The organism is Marinobacter sp. F3R08 (assembly GCF_018860425.1).
Classification (GTDB): Bacteria; Pseudomonadota; Gammaproteobacteria; order Pseudomonadales; family Oleiphilaceae; genus Marinobacter.
This window is the reverse complement of the sequence record NZ_JAHKPI010000025.1, coordinates 854,211-875,539: the sequence shown is the minus strand read 5'-3', so window position 1 is coordinate 875,539 and position 21,329 is coordinate 854,211. Positions and strand designations below refer to the sequence as shown.

18 protein-coding genes are annotated in these 21,329 nt (G+C 54.8%); 8 read left to right on the top strand and 10 right to left on the bottom strand.

Going from position 1 to position 21,329, the window contains the following annotated elements; all coding sequences use genetic code 11:
- The first annotated feature begins 3 nt into the window (after positions 1 to 3).
- From gspM to gorA, 3 genes are read left to right on the top strand one after another with little or no spacing between them, the layout of a single operon-like run.
- Positions 4 to 534 carry a type II secretion system protein GspM gene (gene gspM, locus KO499_RS19330; protein WP_215985371.1) on the top strand — a complete coding sequence of 177 codons (531 nt, stop codon included), beginning with the start codon at positions 4 to 6 and terminating at the stop codon, positions 532 to 534.
- 57 nt (positions 535 to 591) lie between these two features.
- Complete coding sequence (locus tag KO499_RS19325; RefSeq protein ID WP_215985370.1) at positions 592 to 1,263, top strand: GNAT family N-acetyltransferase; 672 nt, start codon at positions 592 to 594, stop codon at positions 1,261 to 1,263.
- 26 nt (positions 1,264 to 1,289) lie between these two features.
- Positions 1,290 to 2,651: a glutathione-disulfide reductase gene (gene gorA / locus KO499_RS19320; protein ID WP_215985369.1), complete on the top strand. Its 1,362-nt coding sequence runs from the start codon at positions 1,290 to 1,292 to the stop codon at positions 2,649 to 2,651.
- A gap of 43 nt (positions 2,652 to 2,694) precedes the next feature.
- On the opposite strand, the gene KO499_RS19315 is transcribed toward gorA, so the two are convergent.
- Genes KO499_RS19315 through KO499_RS19305 form a run of 3 tightly spaced genes read right to left on the bottom strand, consistent with a single transcriptional unit; the run spans position 2,695 to position 7,788 of the window.
- Positions 2,695 to 4,638: an ATP-binding protein gene (locus KO499_RS19315; protein ID WP_215985368.1), complete on the bottom strand. Its 1,944-nt coding sequence runs from the start codon at positions 4,636 to 4,638 to the stop codon at positions 2,695 to 2,697.
- Positions 4,631 to 5,608, bottom strand: a complete 978-nt coding sequence (locus KO499_RS19310) for an ABC transporter substrate-binding protein (RefSeq protein ID WP_215985367.1) — start codon at positions 5,606 to 5,608, stop codon at positions 4,631 to 4,633. Before KO499_RS19310 ends, KO499_RS19315 begins: the two co-directional genes overlap by 8 nt.
- Positions 5,609 to 5,640: 32 nt before the next feature.
- Entirely contained in the window at positions 5,641 to 7,788 is a 2,148-nt protein-coding gene (locus tag KO499_RS19305; protein ID WP_215985366.1) for a TonB-dependent receptor plug domain-containing protein, read from the bottom strand.
- Positions 7,789 to 7,918: 130 nt separating this feature from the next.
- Here KO499_RS19305 and KO499_RS19300 point away from each other — a divergent pair, with 130 nt between their 5' ends.
- Positions 7,919 to 8,554, top strand: a complete 636-nt coding sequence (locus KO499_RS19300) for a J domain-containing protein (protein WP_215985365.1) — start codon at positions 7,919 to 7,921, stop codon at positions 8,552 to 8,554.
- A 13-nt stretch (positions 8,555 to 8,567) separates the two neighbouring features.
- On the opposite strand, the gene KO499_RS19295 is transcribed toward KO499_RS19300, so the two are convergent.
- The 4 genes from KO499_RS19295 to KO499_RS19280 all read right to left on the bottom strand — a co-directional run bounded on the left by KO499_RS19295 (position 8,568) and on the right by KO499_RS19280 (position 12,813).
- The gene (locus KO499_RS19295; RefSeq protein ID WP_215985364.1) at positions 8,568 to 9,563 is read right to left on the bottom strand and encodes a bile acid:sodium symporter family protein; all 996 of its coding nucleotides are present in this window, start codon (positions 9,561 to 9,563) and stop codon (positions 8,568 to 8,570) included.
- Between the two features lie 3 nt (positions 9,564 to 9,566).
- A complete protein-coding gene (locus KO499_RS19290; RefSeq protein ID WP_215985363.1) occupies positions 9,567 to 10,244 on the bottom strand; it encodes a FadR/GntR family transcriptional regulator in 678 nt (225 codons plus the stop codon).
- Positions 10,245 to 10,324: 80 nt separating this feature from the next.
- The gene (locus KO499_RS19285; RefSeq protein WP_215985362.1) at positions 10,325 to 11,812 is read right to left on the bottom strand and encodes a flavin-containing monooxygenase; all 1,488 of its coding nucleotides are present in this window, start codon (positions 11,810 to 11,812) and stop codon (positions 10,325 to 10,327) included.
- Positions 11,813 to 11,901: 89 nt separating this feature from the next.
- Positions 11,902 to 12,813, bottom strand: coding sequence for a LysR family transcriptional regulator (locus KO499_RS19280; protein WP_215985361.1), 912 nt, complete (start codon positions 12,811 to 12,813; stop codon positions 11,902 to 11,904).
- Between the two features lie 101 nt (positions 12,814 to 12,914).
- On the opposite strand from KO499_RS19280, the gene KO499_RS19275 reads away from it, so the two are divergent.
- Both KO499_RS19275 and KO499_RS19270 read left to right on the top strand, forming a co-directional pair.
- Positions 12,915 to 14,528, top strand: coding sequence for an NADH-quinone oxidoreductase subunit L (locus KO499_RS19275; protein ID WP_215985360.1), 1,614 nt, complete (start codon positions 12,915 to 12,917; stop codon positions 14,526 to 14,528).
- The gene (locus tag KO499_RS19270; RefSeq protein WP_215985359.1) at positions 14,525 to 16,981 is read left to right on the top strand and encodes a YbcC family protein; all 2,457 of its coding nucleotides are present in this window, start codon (positions 14,525 to 14,527) and stop codon (positions 16,979 to 16,981) included. Before KO499_RS19275 ends, KO499_RS19270 begins: the two co-directional genes overlap by 4 nt.
- A gap of 36 nt (positions 16,982 to 17,017) precedes the next feature.
- On the opposite strand, the gene KO499_RS19265 is transcribed toward KO499_RS19270, so the two are convergent.
- Positions 17,018 to 17,290: a YebG family protein gene (locus tag KO499_RS19265; protein WP_215985358.1), complete on the bottom strand. Its 273-nt coding sequence runs from the start codon at positions 17,288 to 17,290 to the stop codon at positions 17,018 to 17,020.
- A gap of 146 nt (positions 17,291 to 17,436) precedes the next feature.
- Entirely contained in the window at positions 17,437 to 18,405 is a 969-nt protein-coding gene (locus KO499_RS19260; protein ID WP_215985357.1) for a beta-ketoacyl-ACP synthase III, read from the bottom strand.
- Positions 18,406 to 18,572: 167 nt separating this feature from the next.
- Here KO499_RS19260 and KO499_RS19255 point away from each other — a divergent pair, with 167 nt between their 5' ends.
- Both KO499_RS19255 and KO499_RS19250 read left to right on the top strand, forming a co-directional pair.
- Complete coding sequence (locus KO499_RS19255; protein ID WP_215985356.1) at positions 18,573 to 18,824, top strand: YdcH family protein; 252 nt, start codon at positions 18,573 to 18,575, stop codon at positions 18,822 to 18,824.
- Positions 18,825 to 18,995: 171 nt separating this feature from the next.
- Positions 18,996 to 19,148, top strand: a complete 153-nt coding sequence (locus tag KO499_RS19250; protein ID WP_215985355.1) for a hypothetical protein — start codon at positions 18,996 to 18,998, stop codon at positions 19,146 to 19,148.
- 145 nt (positions 19,149 to 19,293) lie between these two features.
- Here the strand turns inward: KO499_RS19250 and KO499_RS19245 are convergent, their stop codons facing one another.
- Positions 19,294 to 21,300 (bottom strand): methyl-accepting chemotaxis protein, encoded by a 2,007-nt coding sequence (locus tag KO499_RS19245; RefSeq protein WP_228340050.1) that lies wholly within the window; start codon positions 21,298 to 21,300, stop codon positions 19,294 to 19,296.
- Between the last annotated feature and the right edge of the window lie 29 nt (positions 21,301 to 21,329).

Sequence of the window (21,329 nt, the reverse complement as noted above, 5' to 3'; positions counted from 1 at the left end):
GCTATGCTCTCCCGAATCAAGGACCAGCCAGCGGTCGGAAAACTCATTGCGCAATACGACCAGTTGCCTCGTCGCGATCAACAGGCCCTTGTTGTACTCGCTATCGCGCTTTTTCTTGGCATTCTCTACTTCGCCATTTGGCGCCCAACGGCAACCTTCTATGAGCAGTCGATGGCTGAGCGCGATAACGCCGGGGAATTGCTGGCCTGGATGCAGGCAAACGAACAGACGATTCGGCGACTGGGTCGTGGTGGCGCTAACAGGGCGACAGCAATGGCCGATAAGCCTGCTGATGGTCGTGCTCTGATGGCTCTGGTGACTCGATCCGCCGGTGAGGCGGGCTTGTCGCTTCAGCGTTTTGAGCCCAGTGGCGGAGATGCCATTCGTGTCTGGCTTGAGAATGCGCCCTTTGCAGACGTTGCGGCCTGGCTGGAGCGTTTGAGTGGCAACCATGGCGTGGTCATTGATCAGGCCGCTATGGACAGGGCAACTGACCCGGGACGGATATCCGTTCGTTTAACCCTGGCCATCTGATTCTGAAACACCAGATCCCGGGCCTTTCGTCCGGAAGTGACGCAGGAGAGGGAAGCGATGAGTAACGGCAGCGATAACAAAAACAAACCGGAGCCCGCCATTGTTCGTCTGGATGAAACGGCGCGTAATGAGGCCAGATCCATACTGTTTCATGCTTACCGAAAAGAGCCGACATTCCAATACCTGTTCGATCATCGACGGCCGGGATACGATCAGAGAGTGCGTGCAACAGTGCGTGAGTTGATTGATCTGTACTTCGAACTCGAACAGGATGCTATTGGGGTAATGGTTGATGATACGCTCGTGGCCGTGGCTTTTATTGGAGATCCGGAACTGAGGATGAACCTGGCGGACCAGATCAGCTGGCGGATCCGTATGGTCCTCACTGCCGGTTTTGCCTCCACTCGTCGGTACCTGGATTATCACGAGAAAATCCGTGACATGCTGCCTCAGCCGCTTGCCCATCAACTGCCCTTGATGGGGGTAAACCCTAAGTACCAGAACCGGGGCTACGGTCGCTTGTTGTTAAAAACCGTAGAAAAACTCTGTGCAGAGAATCCACGGGGTAGTGGGCTGGTGCTCGACACCGGAAACAGTCGTTATTTGCCATTTTACGAATCGGAGGGTTTCCGGAGCCTTGGCAAGATACAGCTTGGTGATTTTCAGGATCACGTGCTGTTCAGAGAAGTGCATCCGGAATCTGAAACGGCCAGGCATGGCCAAACCTGATTTATTGACGTTCAACAGGAGAAGCTGTGTCTGACCAGCGGGATTTTGATCTGATTGTTATCGGTGCCGGCTCTGGCGGTGTCCGTCTTGCACGCATGTCCGCCCAACGCGGCGCCAGGGTAGCCGTGGTTGAGTCTCGGTACCTCGGAGGAACGTGTGTGAACGTTGGTTGCGTACCCAAAAAGCTGTTTGTGTACGGGGCCCATGTCCACGATGAACTGGAAGACGCTGCCGGTTACGGCTGGCAGGTCCCTCTCGACGATGTCAGCTTTGACTGGCCGAAACTGGTGGCCAACAAGAACGCCGAGATTGAGCGCCTGAACGGTATCTATGGCCGGATGCTGGAGAACGCGGGCGTCACCATCATTGAAGGCACAGCGTCGCTGTCGGATGCACACACCGTCGTCGTTGGAGACACCTCTTACCGAGCAAAACACATTACCATTGCTACGGGCAGTTGGCCGGTGGTTCCGGACGTGCCCGGCAAGGAATGCATTCTGACCTCCAATGAGATGTTCTACCTGCCGCAATTACCCAAACAGGCAGTGGTTTGGGGCGGAGGCTATATTGCAGTGGAGTTTGCCGGCATCCTGGCTGGCTTGGGCGTTGATACAACCTTGCTGTATCGGGGTGATCTGTTCCTCCGGGGGTTTGATGAAGACGTCCGTCGGTTTACCGAACAGGAAATGCGCAAGAAAGGCATCAACCTGCGTTTTGGTGTGACCATTGACTCGGTTGAAGCGGAGAATGCCCTTTACCGGGTTCGATTGAATAATGGCGAAACGCTGGAAACCGGGCTCGTTATGGCGGCCACAGGGCGCCGTGCACTTGTTGACGGGCTTGGCTTGACAGATCTGGGCATTCAGCTAAGCGCCTCAGGCCATGTTGTGGTGGATGATCACTTCCAGACGGCAGTGCCTTCGATCACAGCCCTGGGTGATGTGATTGGTACACCACAGCTCACGCCGGTGGCTCTGGCGCAGGGGATGGTTCTTTCCAGGCGCCTGTTCGGAGATGGTAAAGGGGCGATGGATTATTCCGCGATTCCAACCGCCGTCTTCTGCCAACCTAATATTGGTACGGTTGGGTTGACCGAAGAAGAGGCTCGGGCAGCCGGGCATCAACTGAAGATCTATCGCTCCGAGTTTCGCCCGATGAAATATACGCTCAGTGGTCGGGATGAACGTAGTCTTATGAAGCTGGTCGTCGACGAAGAGACGGACAAGGTGCTGGGTGCCCATATGGTGGGGCCAGATGCAGGCGAGATTATGCAAGGGCTTGCGGTCGCGATCAAGGCTGGGGCTACCAAGGCCCAGTTCGACTCGACGATTGGCATACACCCGACCTCAGCGGAGGAGTTTGTCACCATGCGGGAACCCGTGGCCTGAAGATTGTCCGGCGCCTGTTTGAGGGCGCCGGAACCCTCCTTTTCTATAGTTTAATCCAGCGGCCAAGAACCTCACGCAGCATTTGCTTGCGGACGGGCTTGGCCAGGTAGTCGTTCATCCCGCAGTCGAGACAGGTCTTTTCGGTTCCCGGGAGTACATCTGCGGTCAGGGCGATGATTGGCGTGACGGACCGGCCGTTGGTTTGTTCCCACTCCCGTATGTAACGAGTTGCTTCGTAACCATCCATTAAAGGCATCTGGCAATCCATCAGGATGATGTCGTAGCTGGTGTGATTTTTGGTGACTTTCTCCAGCGCGTCTTTGCCATTGTTGGCTGCATCTGTCTCAAAACCGAGTCGCATGAGCATGGCAGTAGCCACGCGTTGGTTTACATTATTGTCTTCCACCACCAGAGCGTAACGTGTGTCATCGCCCGTTGAGTTTGGGGGTAGTCCTTCCGGCTCCGGCCGGCAGGTCCGGTTAGCCAGCTCAAAGGGCAATTCAAACCGGAACGAGGAACCTTTACCCAGATCGGTCTCCACCTGAATATGGCCGCCCATGAGCTCAACGAGACTCTGGACCAGAGAAAGGCCGAGACCTGTACCACCATGATGCCGGCTGTCTCCACCATTGACCTGCTCAAAGGAATTGAAGATGTCCTGCAAATGATCCATCGGAATGCCGGTACCTGAATCGCTGACCGAACAGTTCAGAATGACGCAGTCGTCTTCCAGTGCGAAAAAACCGGCCTGAATATTGATAAAACCGTCGTCGGTAAATTTGATCGCGTTGTCAGCCAGTCCGGCAAGTATCTGGCGAAGCCGGGCCGGATCTCCAATTACAATCGGATAGTCTGGCCAGTCACCGTAAAATTTCAGGTTCAGGGCCAGATCCTGTTGCTTGGCCAGGTGACGGTATGTGGCGGTACAGTTGGAAATCAGGTCACGGAGGTCAAACTCCTGACTCTCGAGCTGCAGGGTGCCGCTATCCATTTTCGAGTAGTCAAGGATATCCGCGATCACCGTGAGCAAGTCTTCGGTGGATTGGCGTGCCGTATTGAGATAGTCCCGTTGTCGATGGGTAAGGGGATCTTCCTGAATCAAATCCACCATGCCGAGAACGCCGTTCAACGGTGTCCGTAACTCATGGCTCATTGTGGCAAGGAACTCGGATTTTGCCTGGTTCGCCGTTTCCGCCTTTTCCCGAGCGCCCTCCGAGGCCGCCAATACCTGGTCACGGGCGGTTTGCAAATCGGCCAGATGGCTTGCAAGCTCGTTGAGTTGTTCTTCAATGGCGACAATTTCCTGAGAACTTTCATGGGTATTCAGGGGGCGTTCCTGATAGTCCCCGGCGGTCAGTTTTCCGATCCGGCCGGCAAGGTCACGGATAGGCGCAAGAATGGTCCCGAGAAAATGATTGATTACCAGAATAGTAAATAGAAGCAGAGCCACGCCTACGGCGATGGATGTCCAGAGAATATCCTGAAGCCGGCTGGCCAGCACATCGTGACTAACGCCCACTTGAACAGTGCCGACCCGCAAGGAGCCTGAATCGAAGCCATAGTCCGGTTCGAACCATTCTGCGACGCGCTCAGACTCTATTTCGAGTGGTTGTTGGAGTATTTCGGCCTCATAGATCTGGTAGCGCGTATCCATATCATCGAGATTGACTGTTTCGTGGGAAGCGAAACCGATCTGATCGCCCAAAACGTCAGAAACGCGTATCCAGTCTGCTTTGCTGCGTAGCAATGACCGGGACAGGATCTGATCCAGTGCCAGCGTGTTGCCGGAAACAACGGCATATTCCAGAGCAGGCGCCAGGCTGTCCGCAAATATTTGGCTGCTGTAGGAAAGGTCCTGCCGGGCGTCGTCAAAGCGTGCGGAAGTGAAGAACACCATCAGCACGATGAACATAACAACGGCCGGCAGAGCCCCGAGCAGCAAAAGCTTATGGGACAGGGGGCGCTGCTGGCTATGGGTGCTACTCATCAGACGCCTCCTGATTGATATTCAGTTGTCGATCAACCCGTTCGGAAATTTCCTCGGGATTGGGCAGGGGAATGTTCAGGGAACGAGCAACCTGAGCATTGGTTTCTATTCGGTACTCTTGCAGGTATGAGGGTGCCGGAAACTGTCCGGTATCAAAAAAAGTGGCCAAAAAGTTCCCGGCTTTCTCAACCATCTCCGGGAAAGGTGCATAGCTGGATGCAAGTGAACCGGCTTTCACATAAGCCTGAGTGGGCCCTATTACAATCTGATTACGCCGGTAAGCGGTCAGTAGAATGTGTTTGATCGTTCTGGGGTTGTAGATTGCACTGTCCGGAGCGGCCAGAAGAAAGTCTCCGTATCCCAGTGCCCGAACCAGTGTTGGGATCAGTTTATCGTTGCTTTCCACCAGAAAGAGTCTGGCTGACATTCCGTAAGTAGAAAGCTCATCTATAAGGGGTTCGTAGAGCTCTACCGAGTCAGCGGTGGCCAGCAGGGCTATCTTGGTAGCTTGTGGCAGGATGGCTTTTCCGATCAGGGCCTGACGGATCAGGGGGACGTCGTACAGAACCGCAGTGACCTGGCCAGGTGACCGCTCGGCAAACGCCGATATAAATGACCGGTCAACGAGCATGGCGAGGATGGGCGCCGATCGGTTGGCCTGCCGGGCATGGGAGAAGGCAGTGGGCCCGACGGTGATAATCGGTCCATTATCGAGTGTGGCAAGCTTGTTATCGGGAACTTCTATCAATGACGTTGTTGGTGCAAGCTCCTCCTTGAGGAGCTGGAGCAGGTACTGATCAAGAGGGGCGTTGCCTGAACCGGCAAAGTAAGCGGTTCTGACCTCTGATTCCTGAGCGTTGATGACCGTGGAGCTTACGATCAGCAGGAGATAACAGAGTGCCCTGAGCAAAGGCCTCCCGACTCCGCATCGGAAACGCTCCCGGTGTTTCTTGCCTGTACTTCGTTCCATAGCGTCCAGGGCTCGTGCTTTCCTTGTCAAAATTAGAAACGAATACCAGCCTCAACAAAAAACTGGTTGTGGTCCTCAATCCTGTTATCCGGGCTGACCCAGGGTTTGGCATTCAGATAGTGCTGCATCGTTAATGCAAGGGTATAACTGTATGTGGATTTGTCGACCTGGCGTGCGAGCCTGAAATCTGCCCGCTCGAACCGGGTGTCCCGCACCTCGTTGGTCCAGTAAAAGGCGGCTGACGTCATGAATCCCAGGGGTAGTTCCTGAATCCAGGCCAAACTACCTGAATTCTTGGCAGAAAGGCGGTTTAACAAGTCCACCACCTTGTCTTGTGTGCTTATCGGCAAAGTGGGATCACCTACGTAGCTGCCCTCCTGCTCAAGGTAGGCAAAGGTTGCCCTCAGTTTTGTGCCGGAGAAATCCAGGGAGGTTTCGAGCTCAACGCCCTCCTGCTCCAGGTTTACGTTATTCGCTATAAACCAGTCTTCCTCGTTGATGAAGCCGCTAATCATGTCCCGGAAGTAGTCGTTGAAGTAACGGATTTCAACGGCAAGTACCGCTCTCTCAAGATTGAATTGACCAAAATAGCTTATTTCCCGGGAGGTTATCCACTCTTCTTCAAGTTCATTGCCATAAGTAGAGGTGGTTGGATCCAGGAGGTTCTCGACCAGAATGCGAGAGCCTTCAAACGCTTCAAAAGGCGACTGGACATTCCTCGGACGGTATGACCAGTCGGGGTCTTGCTCGAAGGCGTCAGGTGTCCGGACTGCCCGTGAAAAAACGAAGCGTAAGGCATGGTTGTCCGTAAAAATAAGGTTGGCCGCCGCGCGTGGAGAGAAATAGTCTTCGTTGGTTGTTGTGGTTCTTTCCCAGTTTCCACCTGCGTTGAACGTCAGCCATCGAAATGGCGAGTACTCTGCATTGGCAAACACCCGGGATTGATGGTTGTGACCTTTGCCGTTGAAGTACGTCTCAGAGTTATAGGTGTCCTTGCGATAGCCCAGACCGGAGACCAGTTTGAACTCGTCGCTCAGGATCAGGGTGTCCTGAAATTCAATTTCCCGGCGAGTTTCCTCGATATCTTCATTGAGTTCAGCGATGAACGGGCCCTGATCTTCGGGGAAGGGCGGAACATCCGAAGGCAGGAAATGATTAAATTCCTCGGCCGGGAATGAAACCGTCCAACGGGAACGTTGCCGCTGATTCTGATAGCTCGCCTGAAGGTGGTAGAAATGATCCGGCGATGTTGCACCGTCGAAACGAACGTTAAAGTAATAGTCATCAACCAGCAGGTCCGGATTGGTGGTCGCGTTCAGTTTTCCGGACTTTTCGAGATCTTCCTCATTCACGCCTGAGAGTACGCCGGCCCGGACATCTACAGAGTGCTGGCTGTCAATTCGAAAAACGCTGTCGAAATTGAAGTTGTTTATGTCATGGCCGTCATGGAACGGGAAAATCCGGTCGTCATCGATCTGATTGTCAAAACCGTTCGATTTTCGCTTTTCATAGGAAAGGCGCCAGCTATTGTCCTCATCGGCATCACCCAACGACGTAAACGTACGAACGTGGCCGCGCGACCCAACCGAGGTGTAAGCCTCAACGCCGGCGGTATCTTGCGGTGAGAGGGTAATGATGTTGATGCTGCCAAGAAACGCATTGATGCCATAGGCTGCGGAATTAGGCCCACGACTGACTTCTATGCGCTCAATATTTTCTAGCGCTACCGGCATGCTCAGCCAGTCCACGTCTGCCAGGCTGACCCGATAAGCGGTTCGACCGTCAATCTGAACCTGAAGCCGGCGCTGTTCGTACTGGGACGTCCCATGATAGGTTGCCACCGGGTTAGTGCTACCCGAATAGCCAACCACCATGCCGGGAACCAACCTGAGGGTTTCATCCAGAGTCATGATGCCGAGGTCTCTGATCATGTCCCCGGTGATGATTGTGGTGGTTCCGGGCACCCGGAGCTTCGACTGGCGCAGCCGGGTTGTTGTCAGCACTTCGGGAATTTCGCTTTGTTCGCCATCCAGGGCGAGCAAACCTTGAGAAAAATCCGGTGTGATTGTCTCGCCAAGCGCGCTGGAAGGTAACAGCGTCGACAATGCAAGGCCAAAACTCAGGCACTCTATGAGAGGGCGGCGGTGTAACATTACGGCCGCTTTAGTCGATTGATGCATGATTGACGTTCTATAATCTGCCGAGAGATGGATTACAACCACTTTAGTGTGATTTAGTTCTATCGTAAGGGACTAAAGGCGTTTTGTCTCTCAGAAATGTAATGAAATTCGGCCCGGGAGTTACAGCCGTATGAATTGTTGGGAAATCCTAGGAATTGAACCAACCGGTGACCGCCGGAGAATTCAGGATGCTTATGAGCAGCAACTCAAGTTTGCCTCTGAAGAGGAGGCCCGAACTCTGGAACAGGCCTTTCGGGAAGCCGTTGGTGATGCTCCGGCGCCGATAACAGCGGTTACGGACTCCGGGCAGCCTGAGCGTCAGGCTCACGAGGAGGCGCAGCGCCCTCTGGATGCAAACGAAGGGCAGGTTGTCCGCGAGGTCGTCATACAGGTCAAGGCATTGCTCAATGATGCCTCCCGAAGCAAGGATCCGGGTATCTGGAAAGCGATTCTTGGCGAACCACCCGCCGATGAGCCACCACTGCGGCACGAGATAGGCCGACAACTTGAACCCCAGGTACGTCCGATGGCAGAAAACGGCACCTTCCCGGTTTCGGTAGCCCAGTTCCTCGGAGACTGGTTTGGCTGGTTTTCCGTTGAAGAAGCTTCTGAGATTGAAGATGAAGGCGAGGGCCGGGAACCAGGCGTGGCAAGCGACCAGGCTGAACAGCCACCCCAGATGGTGAATTTCTGGCCCGCGGTTATTGGCTGGATTGTTGGCCTGGTGATTCTCACCACATTGTTTGGCGGGATGGGGGGCGGGTAACGCCGCTGCTCCGTCAGCTCACCTTATCGGCATTAGCCCGCTCAATTTTTTCACGGTATTTCTGGGCCAGAATGGCTCCAACGATCACCTGAATCTGGTTGTAGCACATGATTGGTAACACGATCATGCCAAAACCAGGGTGGCCGGAAAATAGAACCTTGGCCATCGGAAGGCCAGACGCGAGGCTCTTTTTCGAGCCGCAGAACACGACCGCAGCCTCGTCTTCCAGGCTAAAGCCGAAGCGTCGCACCAGAAACCTCGCAAACACCATGAACAGCAGGAGCAAACCAAGGCATAGCCCGATGGCAAACAGGATGGCGTGCAACGGCAGATTTTGCCATAAGCCGCTTTCGACCGAGTGTGAGAACGCGGAGTAAACAATCAGCCAGATGACGCATTGGTCATATCGGGACATCAGCGATTCGTTTCTGCCAAGAAAGCCACCGAGCCAGGGTCTCAGTGCATGACCTACCGCAAAGGGCAATAGCAGTTGCAGGATGATGTCCTTCAGGGCTTCAGCTATAGCGAAGTCCCCACTGCCCGATTTGCTCACCAGCAGCAATAGCAGGAAAGGGGTCAGCATCATGCCGAAGACATTGGAGGCGGCTGCGCTGCAGATAGCCGCGGGCACATTGCCCCGGGCCATCGCGGTATAGGCGATAGAGGAAGAGACCGCAGAGGGAAGCACTCCCAGATACAGAAACCCCAGTCCCAGGTCCTTGGGCATCCAGGACGGCGCTATCTCACTGAAACCGTTGATCGGCAGTACCGCGAGCGGGAAGAATACAAACGTGAGCGAGGTGATCAGGATGTGCAACCGCCAGTGGGTGGCTCCAGCAATGATCTGTTCCCTGGACAGCGCGGCGCCATGAAAGAAGAAGAGCAGGGCGACTGCAATTGTTCCAGCCGTTGCCAGTGCCTCGCCTGCCTGTCCTGTGGCGGGCAGGAACGTGGCCAATACGATGGCGCCGAGCAGTAACAGGGTGAAGAAATCGATCCGGAATTTCATGACTCAGGACTCCCGACGCTTGAGTGCCCGAAGGCTGGGCTTCAAAAGTTCTCTGGCCAGCGCCTCAGCTTTGCCCTCATTCCGTTGTCTGATGGCAGCAAACAGCAATTCATGGTCTTCCTGGGAGGGTTCAGGCAGGCCGGCATCGGTTTCGGTCTGCTCAATGGTCTGGCTGACGGCATGCGAAAAGTAGTCGTAGAGTTCGACCAGTGCTGAGTTATGGGAGGCAGCTACCAGAGCGTGATGGAAGGCTTCATCGTGGTGTATGCGAGCCTGCAGGTCGGTTCCGGCTCTGGCGCGGGCATCCAGGGCGGAGGTCATATCGTGCAGGTCCTGGTCGGTTCGATTGCCCGCGGCCAGTTTGGCGGCTTCTGTTTCCAGCATGATTCTAACCTCCAGCTGATCCGTCAGCTGGGTGCGAGCAATTCTGCGGAGTGTTTCTCCGGCATCGCGGGTGGCGCGCACATAGGTGCCGTCACCCTGGCGGGTTTCCAGCATTCCCACGTGCACCAGAACCCGAACTGCCTCGCGAACGGTATTGCGACTAACCCCCAGGGAGCCAGACAGTTCCGACTCCACAGGCAGGCGATCGCCAACCGACCAGTCGCCACTCTCAATGGCATGTTTAAGGCTATCGATAGCCGTCTCAACCAGAGATCCTTTGCGGATAGGTTCCAGCATGGTGTTTGTCATCCTTCGAATCAATAACCCAATCATCCTATGAATGTAATTGTGCTTCAAGCGTGAATGCGCAAAGGAAGTTAGTTAGGAGTCTCGGGGTACAGAAACTGGTAATCGGCGGTGTCCACCCGGCGGGTGGCAAACCGATAGGTGAACGTGAATCCCGGCCAGTTGATGGTGTTCCGGCCATTGGCATCCAGGTACCAGGAGGTGCAGCCAGAGCTCCAAACCTTGTTTTTCAGGCTCTGCTGCACGACATGGGTAAAGCGGTCCTGTCGGTCCTGACGTACATCCATGGCGGAATGGGGGTATTGCTCAAGCGATTCCAGGCAGCCCAGAACATAGTGAAACTGGGATTCCAGCATATAGAGGATGGAGTTGTGGGCCAGGTTGGTATTCGGCCCATACAACATGAACATGTTCGGGAATCCGCTGACGGTGATGCCTTTGAAGGCGGCAGCACCGGTTTGCCAGGCTTCGTTCAGGCTCTTGCCGCCCCGGCCGGTAATCTGGATGGGTGAGAGAAACTCCGAAGCCCGGAAACCGGTTCCGCAGATGATGGCATCCACGGCATGATGGTGACCATCTGAGGTAAAGACGCCGGTTTCGTCGATTCGGTCTATCGGATTGGTAACCAGATTCACGTTGCTCCGGTTTATGGCCGGGTACCAGTCGTTGGAGATCAGGATTCGTTTACACCCGAATGAGTAGTCGGGAATGATGTGCTTTAATTTTGTCGAGTCGGTGACCAGCCTCTGCGCATCCCGCTTTGATTGCCTGGCGCGAAATTCCAATAGCCAGCGGAATCTGGTGAACGCTAATGCCCGACTCTCGTTCTTCCAATAGATCAGGTAACGGTAGAGACGGTCCCAGACCGGAATTCTTCTGAACAGAGTGTGCTCCCACCGTTTGAAAGCGCGATCCGGCTTTGGAAGAACCCACGCACCGGAGCGCTGGAAGAGATCCAGTCGGGCCACCTTGGGTGCAATCTCCGGGACGAACTGGATAGCGCTGGCGCCCGTGCCGATAACTGCGACCCGTTTACCGGAAAGATCATAATCGTGAGCCCAGCGGGCGGAATGAAAGACCTTGCCGGTGAATTGTTCAAGGCCATTGAGCCGGGGCCAGGCGGGCTGATTGAGTTGTCCCGTGGCAGTAATAAGGACGTTGGCAGTCAGTTGCTCGCCGTTTGCCAGGGTCACCGTCCATTGGTTGGAGGGCTCGTCAAACGTTGCCTGCTGCACTTCGGCATGAAACCTGATGTGATCGGCAAGCCGGTATTTCTCGACACAACGCTCCATGTACCCGAGGATTTCCTGCTGCAAACCGAACTTCCGTGACCAGTCGTGCTTTGGCTCAAATGAATAGGAGTAGAGATGAGACTGCACGTCACAGGCGGCGCCGGGGTAAGTGTTATCCCGCCAGGTGCCCCCAACACGGTCGGATTTTTCCAACAGGGTAAAGTCCGTGAAGCTGGCCTGCTTGAGTTTGATGGCCATTCCGAGGCCGCCAAATCCGCTACCGATGATCAGAACGGATGGGCGCCCAGACGTGCTGTTGTGGGTCATGATGAGTGTCCGGATTTATTATTGTGATCATTCAGACTCAGTATACGGATGTGAACCGTTCTGAAGGATGACCTTTTAAACCAGACGAACTAGTCAGAAAGACCAATTGGTGTTCGGGTGAGAGAACTGTCAGGCGTTTGGGACAATAATTCCCGTAAAGCCGGAGACTGGAACTGTCGCCGAATACTGATGGCATAGAATTCTTCGAATACGCCGGGCAGGGCACCATAATCTGCAAGGGTTCCGTTCTTCATTTCATCCCTGACCACAACGGGGGGCATGATCGCAAAGTAACCGGTGTCTCGAGTCAGAAGCCGCATCAAGGCCATGTCGTCGACCTCGGCAGCAATGTTCGGCCTGAGTTTGTGGTATTCGCACAGTTGGTCAAACGCCTGACGTACGTTGTTGTCTGGTCCGGGAACGATCAGGCGCCTGTCGCCAAGCACATCGGCAAAATCTCCCTCAACATCCATTCCCGGTGGGCCAATGATGCTCACAGGTTGCCTGGCGATCAGGCGCGAGCGCCAGGGATTCTGTTCGTCTCCGTGAACTGCCTGATTGGCAAGGATCAGGTGCAGCCTGTGGGCTGAGAGGCGTCGTAGCAGGTCATCAATGTGGCTGCTTTGCAGGCTCAGCTCCAGGTCTTCCCGGTTGAGCAGAGGCTGGAGGAAACCCTCCTGAAAGTTCCGGGACAGCGTGGCGACAGCACCGATACGAAGAATCTCGCGATTCGGTTGAGAGCCCGAGTCGAACAGTGCCGTCAGCTCTTCGCCCTGTCTGAAAATGTCCTCTGCATAGGAAAACGCCATTCTGCCCGCCTCGGAGAGCTTCAGGCGCCGTCCTTCCCGGATAAAAAGATCATGCCCCAGGCTTTCTTCCAGCTTCCTGATCTGGCCCGAAAGGGCCGACTGGGAAATATGCAGCGACTCTGCGGCACGTGTGAGATGCCCGGTTCGGGCAACCTTCCAGAAGTAGAAGAGATGGTGATAGTTCAGCTTCATGAGGTGTTCGTTCTCAAAAACAGAATGAAGCGATCAGTATAAACCATTTTCTAAATGAGGCGAGTGGAGGCAAAGTAGCGCCACACAGGAGGTTTGCGACTATGAATCCAATCGCTGAGTTTTCGTCACTACTGGTCTTAGGCATCTGGCTGATGCTGCCGCTGAGTCTATTCATGTTGGCCGGGCTGAGTAGCTGGTTGAAGAGTTCTCTGAAACTCAATCACTGTTGGGCCGTGGCTGGATGGATATTGATGTCCTCCATGGGGGCTTCTCTGATGGTGGCCCTGTTGTTGCTGGTCCAGTCCGGCGCAGGTAGCAGCTCATTGGCGGCGCTGGGCGGTCGCTTCGGACTTTACCCGACAGGGATTTCGGTCTGGATGGCCTTGATGGTGGCCTTCATTGGCTGGGTGATTCTGCGGTTTGCTGACAACTATCTGAAGCAGGATCCAGGTCGCGACCGCTTCCTGCCCTGGTTTCTGCTGACGGTTGCGTTGGTTCTGGTTCTGGTTTTCACCAACCACCTGTTGATTCTGGCGGGCGCCTGGATTGGTATCAGCCTTGCCTTGCATCATTTGCTCACCCTCTATCAGGAGCGCCCTGAGGCTCGCCTGGCGGCAGTCCAGAAATTCATTGTCAGCCGAGTAGGTGATGTACTGGTTGTCTCCGGTGTGGTTGCCCTGTATCTGCATTACGGCACCTTCTACCTGCCGGATATGGTACAGAGTGAGACGCTCGGTGCTGGTGGATCCACGGCGTTGACGATTGCTTCGATTTCCCTGGCACTTGCAGCAGTACTCAAGTGTGCCCAGATTCCCTTCCACGGCTGGCTCATCCGCGTGATGGAAGCGCCGACGCCGGTATCAGCGCTGCTCCATGCCGGGGTTATCAATCTGGGCGGGTTCCTTTGGTTGCGCCTGTTCCCGGTGTTCGATGGATTTACTGCTGGCCATATGATTCTGCTGGTGATTGGTGGAATAACCGCGGTTGTCGCCGTCCTGACCATGATGACGCAGTACTCGGTCAAACATGCTCTGGCTTGGTCAACCTGTGCCCAGATGGGATTCATGCTGTTCGAAATCGGAATGGGGGCCTACACCCTGGCCTTGCTGCACCTTCTGGCTCACTCGTTGTATAAGGCGCACTCATTCCTTGCTTCTGGCCGCACCGTGGGCGTATCGGCGGCAAGCCCTTTCCCTGAGTCCCCGTCGTTCAGTCGACTGCTCTGGGCAGGCGCTACCGGGCTGGTGGCGGCTACCATCCTGGTTCAGGCGCCCTGGATTGTTGAGAACAATCCGGTATTTGGAGCGTTGCTGGTGCTGGCGGTGTCTGCGGCAGCCATGGGTATTCCGGCCGGAGCCACTGTCGCAGTGAAATTGCGGCTTGCGGGCCTGGCAGTGTGCCTGGTTCCTGCTTATTCGCTGCTGCATTTTCTCGTTGGCCCGGCCGTGCCGGTACATGAGGGATTTGATATTCCGGCTGCGGCCTGGGCAGTTGGTTCTGCAATGGTTACCTTGTTGGCCGCCTGTTCCCTGATGATCGTGTTCGGAGCCCGCTTCCCGATATCCCGAGCCCTTTGCTCCCATTTCCGGCAGGGGCTATACCTTGAGGTGCCGTTTGACAGGCTGACACGCTTTCTTGCGGCGGAAGCCCTGAAAGTTCCCACCATGCTCCGTCGGGTTCCCCATCATCCGTTCAGACTGGAGAAGAAATCATGAGTCACGTTTGCGTGTCGGTACCTGAGTTGAAAGCAGTGAACGATAGCTGGCGGGAGCCATTCAGGCAGGCTTGCGACCTGATCGCTCCGGTTTGGCCTCTCGATCAGTGGATTGCGGTGAATCCGTTCTGGGGGATTCGTCACCGGTCTGCCTCACGAGCTGATCAGGTGCTCAGTGAGCGAGGAGGGTTCAGCATACTGATGCCTCGGGATTATTACCTGGAAGCCTGGGAGGGTGGTCGGATTCGCACGGATGATCTGCAGGCAAGCATTGCCGAGCATGGCAGTGGGCGCACTATGGACTGGTATCTCGATTGGCTTGATGGGAAGACAGCGCCAACGGCGCCGCCAAGGATTTCCATTCTGGATACTTTCAGGGAGGAGAGCGGTGACGATGACGTCAGCGGTTTGGCTGATGCGGTCTGTGATCAGGTTTCTGGTGTGTGTGGTGCGTTTTTTGATCAGCGACAAGGCCGCTGGTCTCCGGAAGGCAATAGTGCAGAAGCGAGCCTGTTCAGCTTCTGGCTGGAGTCCATCCGAATGGACTTGGCACTCGATTTCCGCACGGGCCTCAAAGGCGCGAGAGCGTTCTTTAAATTGGTGTCTGACGACAGAGAAGAGGCCATACAGGAAGCGATAAAGCTGATTGGCCTCCCTGGGGCAGAGTTGGAGGCTCTGTGTCACAGTTTGTTGTTGAGGGTAAATGGCTGGGCATCGTGGTGTCGTGGAGAAGACTGGAGGGCTGGCCTTGAGGGTCGTTCATCCGAACGCTGTGCGGAGATACTGGCGATCATGCTGGTATGGGAGTCTGCCGGTGTTGCCCTGGCCTCGATGGGGCAGAAAGCCGCGTGGCAGCAATACAAGGTCCGCGCACGTCAGGGCATAAACGACGAGGATCGCCACAGGCAGTGGGTGTGGCAGCGAGCTTTAGAAATAGGTTACCAGCGTGCTTTGTGGCGGGAGCTTGAGTCTGTTCCGGCAAAGCAAACGCGGTACGAGTCGGAAAATGATACACCGGATGTCCAGGCCGTATTCTGCATTGATGTTCGCTCTGAAGTGATGCGCCGCCATCTTGAGGACGTCTGTCCGGGGGTGCAAACGCTGGGATTTGCCGGTTTTTTCGGAATGCCAATAGACCATAAGCAGCACGGGCCTTATGCTCCGGCTCGCCGCCTGCCGGGCCTTTTGCCTGCCTCGTACCGGCTGATCGATACCAAAGGTAGCCTGAGTAGTGATAGAGCCGAGAATCGAACGCTCGACCAGAAGGAGATTGCGCGGGAATCAGTGAGAAAGGCAAAGTACAGCAGCCTGTCAACCTTCACCCTGGTTGAGACGACTGGTCTGGCCTGGGCCTGGAAACTGGTGAAAGACTCATTGAAAAACGGCCCTGGGGCCTGCCAGAAACAGAACGTTGAAGGACGCTTGGTACACACGCATGGGGGGGATCCGCTGTCTGATGCCGAAAAAGTGACTCTGGTTGCGAACATGCTCCGTGGTATGTCCCTAACCGGTGGCTTTGCCCCATTGCTGGTCCTGGTGGGACACGGTAGTCATACCGACAACAACCCGAATCAGGCGGGTCTGGATTGTGGTGCCTGCGGTGGTAAGAGCGGCGCTGTCAATGCGCGGCTTGCAGCTCGCCTGGTGAATGATCGGGCGGTTCGGGCGGGACTGGCAGCCGAGGGCATCAAGATTCCGGACTTTACCTGGGCGGTGGCAGCGGAGCACTGCACCGCGACGGACAGGGTGACCATTTTGGATCGCGATTTAATTCCCGATTCCCACCGACACAAACTGGCAGATCTTGAGGCGGGATTCGGTGAGGCCGGAATCCGTGTGCGTAAAGAGCGGGCTACGCCGCTCAAATTGAACGGTCTGGACGATGACAGCCTGAAGCAGGCCATGGAAACCCGCACACGCGACTGGTCCGAGGTGCGGCCGGAGTGGGGCTTGGCCAGCAACGCCGCGATTGTCTTCGCCAGGCGTAGCAAAACCCGCGGCTGTGATCTTGCCGGCCGCGTGTTCCTGCATGATTACGATCCGGTCCTGGATGAGGACGGCAGTCTGCTGGAGGCGCTGCTCAGTGCACCAATGATTGTCGCTAACTGGATCAACCTCCAGTACTTTGCGTCGGTAACCGTTCCGGATGTCTATGGTTCCGGTAACAAGCTTCTGCATTCGGTGATTGGTGGCAATCTTGGTGTGGTGGAAGGCAATGGCGCACGCCTGAGAATTGGCCTGCCATTACAGTCTGTCCACGACGGCACTTACTGGCGTCACGAACCGCTTCGCCTGACCGTGCTGATTGATGCACCGGCCCAGCGCATTGAATCGGTACTGAACCGTCAACATGATGTAGCAGCACTGGTGGAAAACCAGTGGGTCAGTCTGCATCGGATGTCTGGCCAGGGCGTGCAGCGTTATGACAATGGCAACTGGGTAGCAGTCGCGTGAGGGAAGGGGTGGCCGTTGCAGGCCACTCCTGTTTTCTTATGCCTGTTCTGAGTTCAGCAGTTCCGGCTTCTTGAGAGCCTTCTGGAACAGGTCTTTGTCCTCGGCGATTGCCATGGCACAGCGCTCGGCAAGATCATCCCCCAGGCCTTCAACCTTGCGGCCCAGGAATACCTGGATCTCTTCAGCCAGTTCGAGCACCTTGTCGCGGGCGTCGGCGTCGGCTTTTGAAGTGAACAGCATCGTCTCAGGATTTTTCAGTGCCATATCCAGGCCGTCCCTATCGGAGAAGTAAACTGCTTGTACTGCCATGGTTATTCCTCGCAGTGAGCGTTGATTGTACTGTATAAAAATACAGTATATCTGACTGGGTGCGCTAAACACAATGAAAAACGGGCTTCAGCAGATGCTGAAGCCCGTTTCGTTTTCCGGTCGGATGGCAATCCTCAAAGAGGAAATCAATACCTTAGCAGCGCCGATCCCCAGGTAAATCCGCCGCCGAAGGCTTCAAGAAGAAGCACTTCATTGCGTTTGATGCGCCCATCTCGGACGGCCACATCCAGGGCCAGCGGAATGGACGCGGCAGAGGTATTGCCATGTTCATTAACCGTTACGACCACCTGATCCATAGACATATTCAGTTTCCTGGCCGTCGCGGAAATAATCCGTAAATTGGCCTGATGCGGAACCAGCCAGTCGATATCCGACTTCTTCATCTGGTTGGCCTCAAGGGTTTCGTCAACGATCTTGCCCAGCGTATTGACGGCCACCTTGAACACTTCGTTGCCCTTCATCTCCACAAACGCGCGTCCGGCTTTTACCTGATCGTAGCCATCGGCAATGCCGCAAGGTACGTGCAGAAGTTCTTCGTACTGGCCATCGGCATGAATGTGGGTGGAAAGGATGCCGGTTTCCTCATCTGCTTCGAGAATCACAGCGCCGGCACCGTCACCGAACAGGACGCAGGTGCCCCGGTCTTCCCAATTGATAATACGGGAGAAGACTTCGGCTCCGATGACCAGGGCCTTCTTGCTGCTTCCGGTCTTGATAAACTTTTCGGCGGTTGCCAGGGCGTAGACAAACCCGCTGCAGACAGCCTGAATATCGAAAGCAGGGCAGCCATGGATCCCGAGCCGGGCCTGAAGGATGCACGCGGAGCTGGGAAAGATCTTGTCCGGCGTGGAGGTGGCAAACACGATCAGATCAATGTCTTTCGCGTCGATGCCGGCCGCATCAATAGCGTTCTTTGCCGCCTGTTCGGCCAGATCCACCGTGGTCTGGCCTTCGACGGCAATATGTCGCCTTTCGATTCCGGTGCGCTCACGAATCCACTGGTCGGTTGTGTCGACCATTTTTTCAAGGTCTTTATTGGTAACAATGTTGTCAGGCAGGTAAGAACCGGTGCCGGTAATTCGTGCAAAGGTCATTCGCAAGTGTCCCGAGGCGTAACTGGATAACATTCCGACATGCTATACCCATGTAACGTCGTGCGTAATTAGCGATTTGTCAAAGACGCCCAGAAACTGGCAGGCTCGTCTATGCTGAAGGTGATCAGCCGTAATCAACACTCTGCAAAGGAAAGGAGAGTTAAACAATGGGCATTTCCAGCCACGAGCTTCATAAAGAATTCCCCCAATTCCGGGATCTTATTCAAGAACTCAAGAGCAACGATGTCAGCTTCAATGAAAAGCTCCGGGAGTACACGGGACTTGATCACGAAATCGAAGGCCTGGAAAAGCGGGACTCGCCCATTGGCGATGACAAATTGCACCGTATGAAACAGAGGCGGGCGCAACTCAAAGACGATCTCTATCAGGTGTTGATTTCAAACGCCGAAGCTTCATGAAACTGCAACAAAGTTAACACGCCAAGGAAACTCGAAAATGCTGGGAGACCCCTGTTTATAGGGGTTTCCAAGTATTCATAAAGCTCCTCGTCAAGCCTAGAATAGGATCCTAATTAAACAAGATCCCGGTTTTCATAGACCGAATTTCCGGATTGACCAAGGAGTTATGAAATGAAAAAAGCTGCATCTCTGTACAAAGGCTGGCGGATGAAACGTAATTTTATCCACTTGGTGCTTACCATGGATCGTCACCTGCTGAATGACGTCGGATTTCCGCCGGAACTGGTTCAGCAGAAACTGAGCACTCCGTTCTGGAAATTCTGATCCGCATAAGCGTTTCCGAAGTTCGAGCTTTCCGTGGCAGCTGACCGCTGCTGTCAGGGCGCATAGCCACGCCACGGATGCCCGACGGTATCCGGTCCTGATTAACGCTCTCCTGACATGGCTAGCAACCGCAGCCATTGTCTGTTCAGGACTCCTCAGAGCGGAAGCGCCTTACCAGAATGTTCAGGTCATCGGCCATGTCCGCCAGAGAGCGGCTTGACTGATTGACGTGAGAAATATCTCCCGCCAGATCTTCTATGGCGCTACTGCTGATTTCCACGTTCTGAGTCATCTCCGCAGCGGTCGCTCTTTGCTGTTCGGTTGCGCTGGCGATCTGAGTGGTCATTTCAACAATGCTGTGGACTGCCGAGAGAATGTCAGTCAAAGCCTCCCCCGACTTGCTCGCTTCTTCGTTGGCTTCCTCGGCCATTTGCCTGGCCTTGCTCATATCCACTACAGCACCGGCTGCGCCACTTTGAAGCTCGGACACGATGCGCTCAATGTCGACTGTCGATTCCTGAACCCGCTTCGCAAGGCCACGGACTTCATCAGCGACAACAGCGAAGCCGCGTCCGGCGTCGCCAGCCCTGGCGGCCTCGATTGCAGCGTTCAATGCCAGAAGATTCGTCTGTTCTGCAATACTCTGAATCACAGCCAGCACATTACCAATCTCGGCAGATTCGTTTTCCAGCTGCTGTATTCGGGTAGACCCTTTCTCGACCTGATTGGCGAGATTGGTAACCGCGCGAATGGCAGAACCGACGGTCTCCTGGCCGGAGTCAGCAAGCGAGGAGGCCCGGCGGGCTGACTCGTCGGTATCACTGGTGTTTGAGGCAATCTCTTCAGATGTTGAAACCATTTCCTGCATGGCCGCAGACACTTGCGTAATCTGATCGCGCTGTTGCTCAGAATTGGCGGTGGTACGTTCTGTGATGCCGGAGAGTGATTCGGACTCTCCCGTCAGTCGGCGAGACGCCGTGACTATTTTGGAGATCGTTTCCTCAAGGGTTTCCAGAAAGGTATTGACCGCGCCGATGAAATCTCCAATTTCATCCGGACGACCCGGTGTGAGTCGGGTCGACAGATCACCTTTGTTATGAGCAATATCATTGAGATAACCCAGGATCTCTGTCTTTGCCCGCTTTACGCTGGAGCCCATCAGACGACTCATTACAATTGCAACGATCAGCCCGAGTACCGCGGAGACGACAAACGCGGTGAGTGTGAACTCAAGCGCAATATCGGTTCCTGCGGTGGCTTCATCGGCTTCTTTCCCAAGGGATTCGAAAATACTGGCCTGAAGCTCGCGGGCCATTGTTGCGATTTCAGGGCCCAGAACATCCAGTTTCTGGGATTTTACGTTTATCAGAACGCTCTGTTGTTTCAGCATCTCCTGAACGGCCGAGCGGTAGCTACCAAGTTCCTGAACCACAGTATTGAGATAAACCTGGACAAATTCGGGGCCATTTTCCGCGTCGATAAGCTCCAGCGCATCGGACAGATCTTCAATGGCCCAGCTCAGTGCTTTTTTCGACTCCTCATTACCATTTGCCAGATAGCGTTCCGCGGTCATGCGCATGATCAGGGCATCGTTCAGGAGCTGTTCGAGTCCGGCTCTGAGGTCACTTTCCGGCTCTCTGTTAGCGATACCGTTGAGCGCAAGCCTGAGAGCCTTGGTGGCATTAGGGCCGTGTTCATCGAGTTTTTGATCAATGATCTTGAAAACCTGACGTTTTACAGGCACCAGCTCATTACGAAAGGTATCGATATATTGATTGGTGGTCTCTTCGATGCGATCTACAAGGTGCGCGCGCTCAGGATCCTGAATTTCCTTCTGGGCTCTGACCATGACGGAATCAAAGTCCGCCTCAAGCTGATCGAATTGGCCAAGTATCTCTTCATGGCCTGTCGAGTAATAGTCGAAAACCCGAAGTCGCATTCTGTACACACTGATCACCGAGTCGGTGCCAATGGCGGTATCTGGTGCCAGATCCCGGGCCACGGTATTCATGCGTTGGTCCAGCACCTGAAACTGGTAGATGCTGAAAAAGGTTACAAGCGCGAATAGTAGAAGGATAAAAACCGGTGCAATCAGTAGTTTGCCGGGAACACCTAATTTTCGTTCTGCGGTTTCGAAGAATGAGGAAGCCAAAGTGTAGCCCTTTAATAGTGTTGTTTTAT

What these genes read in the sequence shown, in the direction of transcription:
- gspM (WP_215985371.1), top strand. Translation starts at nt 4, where the DNA reads ATGCTCTCCCGAATCAAGGACCAGCCAGCGGTCGGAAAACTCATTGCG.
- KO499_RS19325 (WP_215985370.1), top strand. Translation starts at nt 592, where the DNA reads ATGAGTAACGGCAGCGATAACAAAAACAAACCGGAGCCCGCCATTGTT.
- KO499_RS19315 (WP_215985368.1), bottom strand. Translation starts at nt 4,638, where the DNA reads ATGAGTAGCACCCATAGCCAGCAGCGCCCCCTGTCCCATAAGCTTTTG.
- KO499_RS19310 (WP_215985367.1), bottom strand. Translation starts at nt 5,608, where the DNA reads ATGGAACGAAGTACAGGCAAGAAACACCGGGAGCGTTTCCGATGCGGA.
- KO499_RS19305 (WP_215985366.1), bottom strand. Translation starts at nt 7,788, where the DNA reads ATGCATCAATCGACTAAAGCGGCCGTAATGTTACACCGCCGCCCTCTC.
- KO499_RS19300 (WP_215985365.1), top strand. Translation starts at nt 7,919, where the DNA reads ATGAATTGTTGGGAAATCCTAGGAATTGAACCAACCGGTGACCGCCGG.
- KO499_RS19295 (WP_215985364.1), bottom strand. Translation starts at nt 9,563, where the DNA reads ATGAAATTCCGGATCGATTTCTTCACCCTGTTACTGCTCGGCGCCATC.
- KO499_RS19290 (WP_215985363.1), bottom strand. Translation starts at nt 10,244, where the DNA reads ATGCTGGAACCTATCCGCAAAGGATCTCTGGTTGAGACGGCTATCGAT.
- KO499_RS19285 (WP_215985362.1), bottom strand. Translation starts at nt 11,812, where the DNA reads ATGACCCACAACAGCACGTCTGGGCGCCCATCCGTTCTGATCATCGGT.
- KO499_RS19280 (WP_215985361.1), bottom strand. Translation starts at nt 12,813, where the DNA reads ATGAAGCTGAACTATCACCATCTCTTCTACTTCTGGAAGGTTGCCCGA.
- KO499_RS19275 (WP_215985360.1), top strand. Translation starts at nt 12,915, where the DNA reads ATGAATCCAATCGCTGAGTTTTCGTCACTACTGGTCTTAGGCATCTGG.
- KO499_RS19270 (WP_215985359.1), top strand. Translation starts at nt 14,525, where the DNA reads ATGAGTCACGTTTGCGTGTCGGTACCTGAGTTGAAAGCAGTGAACGAT.
- KO499_RS19265 (WP_215985358.1), bottom strand. Translation starts at nt 17,290, where the DNA reads ATGGCAGTACAAGCAGTTTACTTCTCCGATAGGGACGGCCTGGATATG.
- KO499_RS19260 (WP_215985357.1), bottom strand. Translation starts at nt 18,405, where the DNA reads ATGACCTTTGCACGAATTACCGGCACCGGTTCTTACCTGCCTGACAAC.
- KO499_RS19255 (WP_215985356.1), top strand. Translation starts at nt 18,573, where the DNA reads ATGGGCATTTCCAGCCACGAGCTTCATAAAGAATTCCCCCAATTCCGG.
- KO499_RS19250 (WP_215985355.1), top strand. Translation starts at nt 18,996, where the DNA reads ATGAAAAAAGCTGCATCTCTGTACAAAGGCTGGCGGATGAAACGTAAT.